General features: G+C 60.7%; 7 protein-coding genes and 2 rRNA genes (1 of these 9 only partly in view). 1 reads left to right on the top strand and 8 read right to left on the bottom strand.

The features are described from left to right. Nucleotides 1–17 precede the first annotated feature (17 nt). Nucleotides 18–965, top strand: coding sequence for a LysR family transcriptional regulator (locus tag AB4N82_RS14520; RefSeq protein WP_095186354.1), 948 nt, complete (start codon nt 18–20; stop codon nt 963–965). A 413-nt stretch (nt 966–1,378) separates the two neighbouring features. Here AB4N82_RS14520 and AB4N82_RS14515 read toward each other — a convergent pair whose 3' ends face one another. The 8 genes from AB4N82_RS14515 to AB4N82_RS14480 form a co-directional block, all read right to left on the bottom strand. Then, the gene (locus tag AB4N82_RS14515; RefSeq protein WP_099602221.1) at nt 1,379–1,870 is read right to left on the bottom strand and encodes an OmpA family protein; all 492 of its coding nucleotides are present in this window, start codon (nt 1,868–1,870) and stop codon (nt 1,379–1,381) included. Between the two features lie 4 nt (nt 1,871–1,874). Then, complete coding sequence (locus tag AB4N82_RS14510; RefSeq protein ID WP_032885563.1) at nt 1,875–3,137, bottom strand: diguanylate cyclase domain-containing protein; 1,263 nt, start codon at nt 3,135–3,137, stop codon at nt 1,875–1,877. Next, nucleotides 3,134–3,700: a YfiR family protein gene (locus tag AB4N82_RS14505; protein ID WP_032885562.1), complete on the bottom strand. Its 567-nt coding sequence runs from the start codon at nt 3,698–3,700 to the stop codon at nt 3,134–3,136. The genes AB4N82_RS14510 and AB4N82_RS14505 overlap by 4 nt, the downstream gene beginning before the upstream one ends. A gap of 12 nt (nt 3,701–3,712) precedes the next feature. Beyond that, nucleotides 3,713–5,818, bottom strand: a complete 2,106-nt coding sequence (gene recD / locus AB4N82_RS14500; RefSeq protein WP_099602223.1) for an exodeoxyribonuclease V subunit alpha — start codon at nt 5,816–5,818, stop codon at nt 3,713–3,715. After that, the gene (gene recB, locus AB4N82_RS14495) at nt 5,815–9,489 is read right to left on the bottom strand and encodes an exodeoxyribonuclease V subunit beta (RefSeq protein WP_460105091.1); all 3,675 of its coding nucleotides are present in this window, start codon (nt 9,487–9,489) and stop codon (nt 5,815–5,817) included. Before recB ends, recD begins: the two co-directional genes overlap by 4 nt. Next, nucleotides 9,486–12,938 carry an exodeoxyribonuclease V subunit gamma gene (recC, locus tag AB4N82_RS14490; protein ID WP_122763902.1) on the bottom strand — a complete coding sequence of 1,151 codons (3,453 nt, stop codon included), beginning with the start codon at nt 12,936–12,938 and terminating at the stop codon, nt 9,486–9,488. Before recC ends, recB begins: the two co-directional genes overlap by 4 nt. A 135-nt stretch (nt 12,939–13,073) precedes the next feature. Further along, a 5S ribosomal RNA gene (gene rrf / locus AB4N82_RS14485) occupies nt 13,074–13,189 on the bottom strand. Between the two features lie 169 nt (nt 13,190–13,358). Next, nucleotides 13,359–13,938 (bottom strand): 23S ribosomal RNA (locus AB4N82_RS14480); it runs 2,312 nt beyond the window's last position.

Here is a 13,938-nt window from a genome sequence, read left to right as displayed (position 1 = left end):
ATAAAAGCCGGTCCAATATGCAAAAAAACATCACATCACTGGGTTCCCTGAACTGGGACGACCTGAAGTTTTTCCTCGAAGTGGCCCGCACGCGCAAGGCCAGCGTCGCCGCCAAACGCCTGGCGGTGGACTACACCACCGTGTCGCGTCGCATCAGTTCACTGGAAGTGTCCCTCGGCACGTTGCTGTTCGAAAAATCCCGGACCAACGGCTTCGTCCTGACACCCGAAGGTCAGCGTCTGCTGGGTTACGCCGAGTCCATCGAAAGCACCCTGCACATGGCCTGCGAGCAAGTCTCGGGCTCCGGCGTTGCGCTGTCCGGCCATGTGCGCATGGGCTGCACCGAAGGCTTTGGCAGCTTTTTCGTGACCCCGCAGTTGAGCCACTTTGTCGACACGTATCCCGCGATCTCGGTAGACATCCTGCCCCTGCCCCACTTCATCAGCCTGTCCAAACGCGAAGCCGACATCGTCATCGCCCTGGAACGCCCGGAACACGGGCCCTACGTGTGCTGCAAACTGTGCGACTACAAGCTGCAGCTGTATGCGACCCAGGAATACCTCGACCAACATCCGCCCATCCGCAAACCCGCGGATTTGGCCGAGCATCCGTTTATCAGCTACGTGGACGACCTGGCGTTCAGCTCCGAGCTGCTTTACTTGGCCAACGTAGTGCCCGGCGCCAGCGCCAGCCTGCGCAGCACCAGCGTGATTGCGCAGTACGTGGCCGCGCAGCAGGGCCGGTCGATGGCGATCTTGCCGTGCTTTCTGGCAGCGCAAGATCCACGGTTGTTGCCCGTGCTGGGGGAGCAGATTGCGATTACGCGGCAGTTCTGGATGTATTGCCGGGAAGATTTGAGGAAGCTGAAGCGGATTACGTTGTTGTGGGATTACATCAGGGAAGTGACGGAGCAGAACCAGGGGTTGTTGATGGGGGAGACGCGGGAGATCACGTTCGCGGATTAAAGGGCCAGCGCCGACGATTTTTTAAGAAGCGGTTTGCTTACTTTTGCGCTTTTCAAAAGTGAGCCGCCGTAAGGGCGGAACCCTGAGTCGCCGTTACCGCAGCAACGGGTATGTACTCGGCCAGCATCCCGGGTCGGCTATCAGGCGGCCATCAAGACATGGGTATCTACTCATCTATCACCCGGTGAGTTTCCTGTTAGAACTCAGCGGCTGGTTTTGGGGCCGCTTCGCAGCCCAGCGCGGGGCAAGCCCGCTCACCACAGAGTTAGGTGTCAGCCTTTGGGAGTTAGGTAGAGGCCTTTGCCCCGATAGCAGTGGATCAGTCAAAAATGCATCAACTGATACTCCCTCATCGGGGGTAAGCCCTCTCCCACATTTGATTGCATCGCAAAGTGCTGTCGCGCTGAGTCCAGTCAGTCGGCGATGACTACAATCGACACCCGTCGATTCTCGGTACGCCCCGCCGCTGTCGCGTTAGACGCGACGGGTTCAGCGCTGCCCAGCCCGCGCAGTTGGATGTTTTCTTCTTTCATGCCCACGCCTTGCAGCACCGTCGCCACGCTTTTCGCGCGGCGCAGGGACAGTTGCTGGTTGTAGGTTTCCTTGCCCGAGGTGTCGGTGTGGCCGTCAACGCGCACGCGTTCGATGCCCACGCCCAGCAAGGCCTTACCGATGCGCTGCACGATATCGGTGCTGGGTTGGTTGAGGGTTTCTACGTCGCTGCCAAACAGGACTTTGCCCGACAGGCCGAATGCCCAGCCTTCGTCGGTGAGTTCGAAACCCTGTTGTTTGAGGACTGCGACCTGCGCCGGGCTCAGGCCTTTGGGTGGGGCTGTCTGGCACCCGCCGAGGGCGAGAAAGGCCACGAGCAACGAGATAAGTAAAAAGCGCGCGCTAGAAAACAAGGGATCAACTCCTGTGTTGAACATTGGCGGTAGAGTGCTCCGACTCTGCCGTTTGCTGGCCGCCCTGGGAAAACCGTTTGGCCTGGTACATCGCCGCATCGGCGGCATTGAGCAAGGTGCCGGGGGTGACACCGTGTTCGGGGTAGATGGCGATACCAATACTGAGGGAGGTAAACACCTGGGTGTCGCCAGGCACGGCAATCGGCGTGTCCATGCTGGCGATGATCTTGTCGGCGATGCGCTGGGCGTCTTCGACCTTGTGCAGCGGCGCCAGCAGGATGGCGAACTCATCGCCGCCCAGGCGTGCTACCAGGTCGTCTTCTCGCAGTTGCGCACGCACGCGCTCGGCGACGGCCACGAGCACGGCATCCCCTGCCGCATGTCCAAAGCTGTCATTGATCTCTTTGAAGCGGTCGCTGTCGAGGTAAAGCACCGCCAATTGTTCCTTGGCCTTGGCAGCGCTGCGCAGGGCACGGATCAACCGGCCTTCGAAGAACGCACGGTTCGGCAAGCCGGTAAGGCTGTCATGGTTGGCCTTGTGTGCGAGGGTTTCGTTTTCGCTTTGCAGGTGGCTTTGCCAGGCTTCCATCTCGCCAAGCAAAGCATTGAAGTCGCTGCCCAGGCTATCGAGTTCGGCGATGCGCGCCGGCGGCACGCGACGGTCGAAGTCGCGTTCGCTGCGCGCGGCGTGGGCCACGGCGGCGAGGCTTTGCAGCGGCCCGGTGATGCCCTTCAGCAAACGGCGCGCGAGGTGCAGGGCAACCCAAGCGCTGAGAGCGGTACAGATCAGGATCCCCGCCAGACCACTGAGTAGAAAGCGCAGCAGGCTGCCACCGTGGCCGGTCAGGTGGATGCTGCCGATGGTCCGCCCCTGGTGCAGGATCGGCTGATTGATGGGCTGTTCAAGCAGGGTATGCGCCAGTGCCAGTTCAACCCGCGAGAGCATGCCGGTTTCCGGGCGTTCCCAATGCGCCAACAGCCTGCCGCTGGCGTCGAACACATCGGCCTGGGCCACTTCTTCAGTTGAAGCAATCAGGCTAAGGGCTTCGGTGGCCGCAGCGCGGTCGTTGAACACCACCGCCGCTTCGACGGTGTAATTGATGGAACGCGCGATCAGGTGCAGGTTGTGTTCGGCGTAGACCCGCAGCGCCAAGACGCCGAGCAGGGTCAGGGACACGCTGGCCAGGGTCACCGCTACCAGCGCCAGGATCATATGCCCGCGGCCGATAACGGAGCGCAGAGTGGGTCGCACAGTCACGGCTGTCATGAGGCCGGCGCCCGACGACGGGACAGTTGCAGCACGCTGGGGTGAATACGCACGCCGCTGCGCGCCACCGAGTCGAGGTTGACCTCAAACGACACCTGCTCATCGCCCACGCGCAGGCAGAACAGGCTGCCCACGGTGCACTGGTCACCGCCTTCGCTGATGCTGAGCACCGGATGGCCGATCAACGAGTCAAACAGGCGGCTGCGTTCGTCAGTGCTGAGTTTGCCGATGTACACGGCATCGCAGGCGTTGACGACATCGGGGTGGTCGACCAGCAGGCGTCGCACCACGACCGGACGACCGGTGGCCTGGGTGGTGCCCTTGATCAGATCGTCGGTGTATTGAGTCGGGCCGAGGATGCACAGGCGCAGTTGCTCAGGCTCCACGGGCCAGCGGGCATAACTGAGAATACCAAGTACCACTTGGGTGACCGCCTGGGCGCGCTGATCAGCCGGGCCCGGGGCTTCGGCAAATACGCGAGGTGCCAGCAGGCATAGAACCGCCATCAGCAGTAGGCGTCTCCAGCTCAAACTACGCTCAGTGGGCGAGACGGCCACGTTCATGCAGCGATACTCTCAGGTGTTATCGGGGTGATGCCGCAACGATAGCACAGCGTCAGATATTTCTGACTCCGGACCCAACTCCAGCATCAGCCCACTCAAGCGTTTGACCTTGCGCCGCACGGCCTCCTCAAACACACCGCCACGGGGCTCGATCAGGCTAAACCAGCGTTTGGCGCGGGTGATGCCGGTGTAGATCAGTTCCTTGGTCAGCACCGGGTTCAAGGCGTCCGGCAGGATCAGCGCGGTGTGGGTGAATTCCGAGCCTTGGGATTTGTGCACGGTCATGGCGTATACGGTTTCCACATCATTCAGACGGCTGGGCAATACAAATCGCACGCCGCCTTGGCCGTCGTTACGTGGGAAAGCGACGCGCAGCACCTGAGGGCCGCCGTCACTTTCGGGCAGCTTCAGGGCGATACCGATGTCGCCGTTCATCAAGCCCAGGCCGTAATCGTTGCGTGTCATCAGCACCGGGCGACCTTCGTACCATTGCTCGTCACCCTCGATCAGCCGCACTTTGCGCAAGGCTGCAGTGATGCGCACGTTCAGCCCTTCCACACCCCAAGGGCCCTTGCGCACGGCGCAGAGCAGTTGGAACGCATCGAAGGCTTGCAGCAGTTGTTGCGCCCACTGGGTCCAGGCGAGATCGTCGCGCGGGGTTTCGAGGGCCGGACGCGCGCTGTGCAGCAAGTTGAGGTAATAGCGATAACCCTGGGCGCCATCGCCCTGCCCATCCAGCACCAGCCGTTCCAGGGCGTGGTCATGCTCACCTTTAAGGCCGACGCAGAACAGGTCGTTATGGCTACGCGCGGCCAATAACTTGCGGGCCTCTTCGGCGTTTTGCTGGTTGACCCAGCGCGCCAATTGGCCGATGCCGCTGCCTTCGCCGAAACGTCGCGAGTAACGCAGCATCACCACTTGCTGGGCCAGAGGATGGCTGCCGTCGAGGTCCTCCAGCAGGCCGCTGGCGTCGAGGTCTTCACCGCTGACGGCTTGCAGCCATTGACGAGTCTGAGGGCTGTACCAGCCGGCTTCGGCGTCGCGGCACAAATCACCCAGTACGGCGCCAGCCTCTACCGAGGCGAGTTGGTCCTTGTCGCCTAGTAACACCAAGCGGGCATGGGGCGGTAACGCGTCCAGCAGATTGGCCATCATTTCCAGGTCGATCATCGAGGCTTCGTCCACCACCAGCACATCCAGGGGCAACGGGTTACCAAGGTGATGGCGAAAGTGCCGAGTGCCCGGACGGCTGCCCAGCAAACGATGAACCGTGGTGACCTGGGTCGGAATCTTTTCCTTCACGCTTTGCGGCACTGTCAGCGACAGCACTTGCTGGCTGATGGATTCGGTCAAGCGCGCGGCGGCTTTACCGGTAGGCGCGGCCAAGCGGATACGCAACGGGCTGCCGGTTTCTACCGCTGGCGCTTGCAAGAGTGCGAGCAGGCGCACCACGGTGGTGGTCTTGCCGGTGCCGGGGCCACCGGTGACGATGCTGAAGGCACCGCGGGTGGCCAATGCGCAGGCGAGTTTTTGCCAGTCGATCACGCCGTCGGGCGGCGGCTGGTCAAACAAGCCATTCAAGCGCTGGGGCAAATCCGCGGCGACGCTTTCCTGGGTGGCGAGACGCAAGCGCAATGCGGTGTCGATGCGCCTTTCGTAGGTCCAGTAGCGGCGCAGGTACAGGCGTGTGCCCGACAGTACCAAGGGACGACTGTGTGCCGATTCGCTGCCGTCCACCGCCAGGGCGACCAACGGGCTGGCGGCCAATGCGTGACACCAGTGGGCGCCGTCGAGGCCGTCGAGCAACTGAGACGGCAGCAGCATGGCGCCGGTTTGCAGGTCGCCTTCGGGCGGCAAGGACAATGCAAAGTCTGGCGCTTTGAGGGTTTCGAACAGATCCAGGCACACATGGCCGTGGCCCAGTTGATGGCTGGTCAGCGCCGCGGCCAGTAACACCAAAGGGTCGGCGTGTGGGTCGAGTTCGTGCAGGAAACCGACGAAGGCTTTGTCCAATGCGCGCAGCCAACCGCGGTCAACCCAACGCTCCAGCAACTGCACCAGGTCGGCAGCGCGGCTCAGGGGTTCCAGTGCCTCAAGCGGTGATGGCAACAGGCTCATAACAACACTCCTTGTTCCCAGGCAGGCTCAACCTTGGGCGGGATGGGCTTGCCCTGGAACAGCAGGTCCAGGCCTTCGATCAGCTCACGCGGCGGCCGGGTGAAAAACGCTCCTCGGCTGACGGCTTGGGTGCCCCGCAAGAACACATACAGCGCGCCACCGACGTGGCGGTCGTAGTCGTAGTCCGGCAGACGCGCCTTGAGCTGGCGATGCAGCGCCAGCAGGTAAAGGACGTATTGCAGGTCATATCGATGCTCAAGGATCGACTGCTCCATGGCCGCTTGGGTGTAGGCCAAGTCGTCAGGGCCGAGCCAGTTGGATTTGTAGTCAGCCACGTAGTAGCGGCCATCGTGTTCGAAGGTCAGGTCGATAAAACCTTTGAACATGCCGTTGAGCAGCACCGGCTCGGCAGCGACACGGGAGACACCGTTATGGGTGTACTGGCAGACCAGCTTGTCGAGGGCAAGCACGTCGACTTTGTGGCTGGCGAACCAGAATTCCATTTCGATCTGATACTGCTGCAGGCTGCTCAAGCTGACGTGGTCGTTATCCACAGGCAATGGCGTGTGCAGTAAGTGACCCAGCCAATCGCTGAGGGTGATGATCCAGCCTTCCCAGTTGCGGCGATTGCAGCGCGCACCTACAGCGTTCTCGATGGCTTGCGACGTCGCGTTGAAACCTTCTTCGCCGGCCCACTCCAGGAGGCCGTGAAGGAAGGTGCCTGGGTTAGGACCGCGTGGGAAACGGTGAATATCGCCGCCGGAAGCCGCTACTTCACGCGGTGCGTCGGGATCGAGGCGTTCGTCATCAAACAGCTTTTGCGCTTGTGGGCTTTCTGGCGCTTCGAGGTTGGCGACGCTCATGCTTTCACCCATTCGCAAGGCGCTGTAGGACGCGATCCACCAGTTTTCGGCAGCTTTGCGCTTAGGCAGCAACGGTGCGAGCAAAGTCGCTTGGTTGCGCGGCGGGTGAAACATGATCTCTTGGGCATCGGGCACGTGGGCATAGTGGATGGCCGGGCAGCCTTCCTGCAGATCCAGCAGCCAGCGCGCCAGTCCCGCAGACTCGCCCAACGAAGCTCCAGCGCCGAGCAAGTAGCCCAGCGCCGACAGGTGCAATACCGAGCTGCTGCTGTTGCCGCGCTTGAGGTCGGCAACGCCAAGCCAGCAGGCATGTTTGGCGCGGGTCAGGGCCACGTAGAGCAAACGCAGGTCTTCGGCCAGGCGCTCGTCATCGGCCTGGGCGATTAACTCAGGCGTAGGACGCAGGCTGACTTGCGACTTGCCGGTTTCATCGTGGTAATGCAGCGGCAGGCGACTACCGTCGACCGGCTTGGCCGAACAGATGAAGGGCAGGAAGACCAGGTCGTATTCCAGGCCCTTGGATTTGTGAATGGTCACGACCTTGACCAGTTGCTCATCACTTTCCAGGCGCAGGATTTGCTCTTCCCCGGCTTGACCGGACAACGCGAGGTGTTCGGCCAGGTGGCGGATCAACGCCTGTTCACCGTCAAGTTCCGACGCGGCTTGTTGCAACAACTCGCTGAGGTGCAACAGGTTGGTCAGCACACGTTCGCCGTCGCTGCGGGCAATCAGGGTTTGCGGCAGTTTGAAGTCGTGCAGCAGACGACGCAGCATCGGCAGCACGCCTTGGGTTCGCCAGATCACGCGGTAGCCACGGAACTGCATCACGCGGCGTTCCCACGCCAGTTCGTCCTGGTTCAGACGCTCAAGTTCGGGCAGTGATAGGTTCAAGGTGACGCAAGCCAGGGCAGCCCGTAGCGGCCGCTCGACGTCCGGCTCGGCACAGGCCTTGAGCCAGGCCAGCAAGTCGTGAGCTTCCTGGGCGGCGAACACCGAATCCTTGTCGGACAGGTATACGCTGCGCACACCACGGGCGGCCAACTCGGCGCGCACCGCTTGGGCTTCCTTGCCGTCGCGCACGAGGATGGCGATGTCTGACGGCAGTACGCCTTTGAAGCTGTCATCCGGCCTTAAAAAACCGGCCGTGCCTTGCTGGCCGCCGTTGAGCAACTCGACAATCTGGGTAGCACAGGCGGCGGCCAGTTGTTGGCGGTACACCGCGTTGGACACCGGCTGGTCGGTGGGCAGGTGCCAAAGGTGCATGGCCGGTAGCGTTTGGCCGTCGACCTGCAGTTTTTCCTTGCGGCCTTGGGATAACACCGGCTGGAACGGCACCGGGTTATCGCCATTCGGCTCGCGGAACAGGAACGCGCCCCGGCCCGTTTCTGCGCGCTGGAACACATGGTTCACCGCCTCGACCATCGCATGGCTGGAACGGAAGTTGGTACCCAAGGTGTGGTGGCGGCCGGTGGTGGATTGGCGGGCGCGCAGGTAGGTGTAGATGTCGGCGCCACGGAACGCGTAGATCGCTTGCTTGGGGTCGCCGATCAGGAACAGGCCACTGTCGAGGTGGTTCTCTTCGATGCGGTAAATGCTGTCGAAGATGCTGTACTGCACCGGGTCGGTGTCTTGGAACTCGTCGATCAGAGCCACCGGGAATTGCTCGCGGATCACGCTGGCCAAGCGTTCGCCACCCTCTGCCTGCAGAGCGGCATTCAGGCGGATCAGCATGTCGTCGAAGCCCATTTCTGCGCGACGGCGTTTTTCTTCTTCGAAGCGTTTACCCACCCAACCGGCAGCGTGTTGCAACACGGCGGCGTCAGGGGTTGGTAAGGCGTCGAGAGCTGCTTTGAGGCCGGCCATGGCGTCGATGCCGGGGTGCTGCGGCGGGTCGCCCTTCCATGCTTCGGCCATGCCGTCGGGGGTGAGGCGGGTGAAGCCGGTGCCGATGTCCAGTTGTTCCAAGGTTTCATCAGCGGCCCAGGCGCTGATTTTTTCGAACCAGGGCTCGAAGTAACGCGCTTGCATCTTGCGCCCGTCAACGGCTTTCGCGGCCACGGCTTGCAGGCAGATGTCACGCAGCTCTGCGGCCCATTGCTGCCAGGGCGCCTTGAGTTCTATCAGGGCTTCTCGGCGCTCCCGCAAGCAGGCATTGATCAGCTCCGCGGGTTCGCGGGTTTCATCGGTGGGCCTATCGCTGCCGAACAGCGCGCGCACCCGAGGCATCAATGCGGCAGGACCGCCCCAGTTGTTGCGCACCCAGTTGAGCGCGTCGTCACGCATTGGGTAGCAAAACAGCCGCCAGTAGTCGCGCAGCACTTCGCCGAGCAGGTCGCTGTGGTCGGTTTCAAGGGTTTGGGTGAACAAGCTGCCGCTGTCAAACGCGTGCTCGCGCAGCATGCGCTGGCACCAGCTGTGAATCGTGGAAACCGCTGCTTCATCCATCCATTGCGCGGCGATGTCCAGGCGGTTGGCGCAGGCGGGCCATTGCTCCGGGAGGTATTGCGCGCGCAGGTCAGCGATCAGCGCGTCGGGTTGTTCGATCTCATCGCGGAAGAAACGAGCGGCTTCGGCCAGACGAATGCGGATACGCTCGCGCAGTTCTTTGGTGGCGGCATCGGTAAAGGTGACGACGAGGATTTGCGGTGGCAGCAACTCGCGACCGAACCCGGCTTCATCACCACCATGACCCAGTACCAGACGCAGATACAAGGCAGAAATAGTGAAGGTCTTGCCGGTACCGGCGCTGGCTTCGATCAGTTGGCTGCCGCTCAGCGGGAAGGCCAGGGCCAAGGGTTTGCTGCTCATGCGCCGGCCTCTTCGCCTGTAAGTGATCGCCATGGGGCATTGATCAGCGGTCGATATAAGGTTTCGCACCAGCCTTCGAATTCTTCGCTGGCAATCAAGGCTGCGTAATCGGGGAACTGCCGGGTAAGCGCCGGAGTTTCGCGGCGTTCGCCGTCGGTGGTCAGGCCGTCACCTTCATAGGCTTTGCTCGCTGCCGCCTGCGCTTTGGCCGGGTCGGTTTGGCTAAGCCAGGCGAAGGCCGTTTTGACGGCTACCGGCAGCGGTTTTCTCATTCCACTGTGCCAGGCCAGCAGCAGGTTGCTGAGGATTTCTTGGGCGACGGGCTTATCCAGCGGGGCCAGTAACAACGTATCGTCACTTGCCACTAGACCCGTGCTCAACGGTAGGCCACAGGCGCACGCCACCACATGGTTGACCCAAGGGCGGATCAGTCGATGCCACTTGCGTGCCTTGATCGATCCAATGCTATTGGGGATGGTGGTGACGCTAAGCAATCCGCCATCACTGCGTCGGTGCAGGCCGCTGATCCAGCCTTCCAATGCAATGCCTTGATGCTCAAAACTGATCGGTTCGGCACCGATGTGTGGAGTGGGCCAGAGCGCCAGTAATTGTTGGTAGCGTTGCAGCAAACCCGGCAGAGGCTCGATCAATTCGTTGCGCAGGCACTCGCCAAAACCGACCATGGGCAGTAAGCCACTTCCTTGCAAACGCAGGGCCTGGGCGTTGAGGGCTTGGTCCAGGTGATCGGGTTGGGACAGCGCCGCATTCAACAGGCTATCGCTCAGGCTGTAACGTTGCAGCGCATCGAGAACGAAGGGTTCCTCATCGGCCAGCGGCACTTCGGCGGCCTCGAAGAACACTTTCAGACGCTGACTGAAGAAGTGTTTGACCGGGTTGCGTAGGAAATCTTGCAACTGGCCGAGGCTCAGGGGTTCTTCCTGATGGTGTTGTGCCAGATCATCTTGCTCAGGTGCGGCTACCTGCGCTTCGTGTAGCAACTGCCATTCGCGAGCGTAGCTGAACAGCGGATCGCCTTCGTGGAAGTAGCGGGCGCTGAAAGGTTGGAGTGGGTGTTCCTGGGTCATCGCGTCCAGCAGTGGCTTTTCTGGTTCTGCGTTATGCCAGCCGCTGGCGATATGGTCGCGCAGTTGGCCGATCAAAACAGACGCAGGACGCTCGCTGTTATCGCGAATGCTTCGGCCGACCCAACTGATGTAAAGCTGGTCTCGGGCCGATAGCAGCGCTTCAAGTAGTAGGTAACGGTCGTCTTCGCGGCGCGAACGGTCGCCTGGGCGATAGTCGCTGCCCATCAGGTCGAAATCCAAGGGTGGTTGGGCTCGCGGGTAGTCGCCGTCGTTCATACCAAGCAGGCAAACCAGCTTGAACGGAATCGCGCGCATAGGCATCAAGGTGCAAAAATTGACAGCCCCGGCGAGGAATCGCTGGGATAGACGACCTTGGTCCAGGCCGGCGAGCCATGCTTCACGGACTACGGTGAGCGGTAACTCATCCTGTAGGCCTACTGACTCGCAGGTTACCAGCCAGGTTTCCCTTAGTTGCTCAAGCTGACCCAGCAGGTAATCGTCGTGCTCACTGCTGGGCAGGAAAAACAGTTGCATCAGGCGTTGCAAACGTTCGCCCCACTCGTGGGGAGCTGCGGGTTGGGACAACGCCTGATGGGCATCGCCGAGTGCGTCGAGTAAAGCCACCAGCGGGCCGATTAATGCCGCATCGAGTCCGCCAATTTCGTCGTAAGGTTCAATGCCGTTACAGGCAGCACCGGTGCCGACGGCGTAACCCAGCAGCATACGGCGAAGGCCGAAACTCCAGCTGTTTTGTTCCAGCTCACTTGGCAGACCGAGGCCGGCCCGTTGTTCCGCGTTGAGCCCCCAACGGATACCGGCACCTTCAATCCAGCGGTGCAATGTGGGCAGGTCGCGCTCCTTGATGGCAAAGCGTTCACGCAAGGCCGGGACGTCCAGCAGATCAAGAATCTCGCTGACGGGAAAGCGACTGTCGGGGAGTTTGAGCAGGTGTTCGACGGCGATCAGCAGAGGGTCGCGGCCACGTTGACCTTGGTCGGTCAGGGTAAAGGGGATGAAGCGTGAATCACTTCTTTCCAACTGGCCGAAGACCGCACGAATATGCGGTGCGTAGCTGTCGACGTCGGGGACCATGACAATGATGTCCCTTGGACGAAGCGTGGGGTCGGCGCTGAAGCGTTGGAGCAGTTGATCGTGAAGGATTTCCACTTCGCGCTGGGCGCTGTGGGCAATGTGGAAGCGAACTGAGGTGTCACGCTCCAGATCGACTGCGGGCCATAGGTCGCGGGTTTCGTTGAGTGGGCGCAGTTCGAGGATATCGTCCTGGAGCTGGTTGAGCAGTGTCGTGGGCTCGCTGTCACTGAACAGGTCGATGCGGCCATCACGAAAGGCAGCGCGGTAGCTGTTCGGGTCGTCGTAACTGTCCAGAAGACTGATGTAGTCGCGGCCTTGTTTACCCCAGGCGGCCAGCAGCGGATGGGCGTGCTGGTGCAAGGTTTGTGGGTCGATGGTGACCGGCATACCGGCTTTGCGTGATTGACGCTTGTATTCGTTACGCAGTAGATCTTTGTCGGCGACGATGTCGGACCAGTGGTGGCGACAAGGATTGTGCACGCACAGCAAGACTTGGCTGAAACGGGCAAGGCCAGCCAACGCTTCGAGCGCTTGGGCAGGCAAGGAAGAAATCCCGAAAACAATCACCCGAGAAGGCAAGCCCTTCGGCGCTTCCTCAAGAGCATTGATACGTTCGATAAAGCGTTGGTGGACGCCGGCGCGACTTTCGGCCATCCCCTCTTCCCCGACGTCCAACAGCAGTGCGCGCCATAACTCGGCTTGCCAGCAATTGGCGGGGTTAAGAGGCTTGGATTCCCCTCGACCGTTGCGCAATTGGTGGCGGCCGGCGGCCCAGTCCTCCAGCCAGTCGGCACGATAGACTTGGTATTGGTCGAACAAGTCAGCCAGGCGTTCCGCGAGCTGGTAGCGTTTACGCAAGTCCGCGTCGTTCGTCAGAAAGCGCTGCAATGGCTCGAAGTGCGGCTGATCAATGAGCTCAGGAAGCAAGCGCATCAGGCGCCAAGTGAGTGGGGCTTTATCGAGCGGGGACGTGGGGGGGATTTCGTCACGACCCAAGACCATGCGATAGAGCTGCCACATGAAGCTGCCGGGGAGCTGAACATCGATCGCGGCAGCGATTCCGCAGCCGCCCATGTCGCCGTCTTCTGGGTCTTCCGCCAGGGCCAGTTTGAGCCACTGGGCAATGCCGTTGCTCTGTACCAGGGCAATTTCGTTTTCCAGGGGAGCCAGTGGGTAGCGGCGCATCCAGCTCACCACCAGGCTGCGTAGTTCGTCCAGGCGATTGCCATGAACCACCATAAATCCAGCGCTGGGGGACGTCGCATCCGGCATAACGGCTTCCTTGGGAAAAGCAAAATCGAGGCATGGACTTTAGCACTGAAGATTGCTCGGATGAGCGTCTTCGCACTTTCCGATCGCCCAAAACAAAACCCCATCTGCTTTCGCAAATGGGGTTTCGGAATTTAATCTTGACGATGACCTACTCTCACATGGGGAAACCCCACACTACCATCGGCGATGCATCGTTTCACTACTGAGTTCGGGATGGGATCAGGTGGTTCCAATGCTCTATGGTCGTCAAGAAATTCGGGGACTGAGTCGTGGCCAGTTGGCCTCGCTTCAGCAAATTGGGTATGTGATAGCTTTCGGTGTTTGCAAGAGTCGAACTTTCGGTTCATTTCGTCTTCACACACCGCAATCTGGTGCTCTTTCGCTTTTCAGCTCGAAGCAAGCAAATTGCTTGGGTGTTATATGGTCAAGCCTCACGGGCAATTAGTATTGGTTAGCTCAACGCCTCACAGCGCTTACACACCCAACCTATCAACGTCGTAGTCTTCGACGGCCCTTCAGGGAACTCAAGGTTCCAGTGAGATCTCATCTTGAGGCTAGTTTCCCGCTTAGATGCTTTCAGCGGTTATCTATTCCGAACATAGCTACCCGGCAATGCCACTGGCGTGACAACCGGAACACCAGAGGTTCGTCCACTCCGGTCCTCTCGTACTAGGAGCAGCCCCTCTCAAATCTCAAACGTCCACGGCAGATAGGGACCGAACTGTCTCACGACGTTCTAAACCCAGCTCGCGTACCACTTTAAATGGCGAACAGCCATACCCTTGGGACCGGCTTCAGCCCCAGGATGTGATGAGCCGACATCGAGGTGCCAAACACCGCCGTCGATATGAACTCTTGGGCGGTATCAGCCTGTTATCCCCGGAGTACCTTTTATCCGTTGAGCGATGGCCCTTCCATACAGAACCACCGGATCACTAAGACCTACTTTCGTACCTGCTCGACGTGTCTGTCTCGCAGTCAAGCGCGCTTTTGCCTTTAT

It is taken from the genome of Pseudomonas sp. H1_D04 (genome assembly GCF_054683855.1).
The sequence above is the reverse complement of the archived record's forward strand: the minus strand, read 5'-3'. Positions and strand labels throughout refer to the sequence as shown.

Excerpts from the sequence above, each read along its gene's own strand:
- AB4N82_RS14520 (WP_095186354.1), top strand. The coding sequence starts at position 18 with ATGCAAAAAAACATCACATCACTGGGTTCCCTGAACTGGGACGACCTG.
- AB4N82_RS14510 (WP_032885563.1), bottom strand. The coding sequence starts at position 3,137 with ATGACAGCCGTGACTGTGCGACCCACTCTGCGCTCCGTTATCGGCCGC.
- AB4N82_RS14505 (WP_032885562.1), bottom strand. The coding sequence starts at position 3,700 with ATGAACGTGGCCGTCTCGCCCACTGAGCGTAGTTTGAGCTGGAGACGC.
- recD (WP_099602223.1), bottom strand. The coding sequence starts at position 5,818 with ATGAGCCTGTTGCCATCACCGCTTGAGGCACTGGAACCCCTGAGCCGC.
- recB (WP_460105091.1), bottom strand. The coding sequence starts at position 9,489 with ATGAGCAGCAAACCCTTGGCCCTGGCCTTCCCGCTGAGCGGCAGCCAA.
- recC (WP_122763902.1), bottom strand. The coding sequence starts at position 12,938 with ATGCCGGATGCGACGTCCCCCAGCGCTGGATTTATGGTGGTTCATGGC.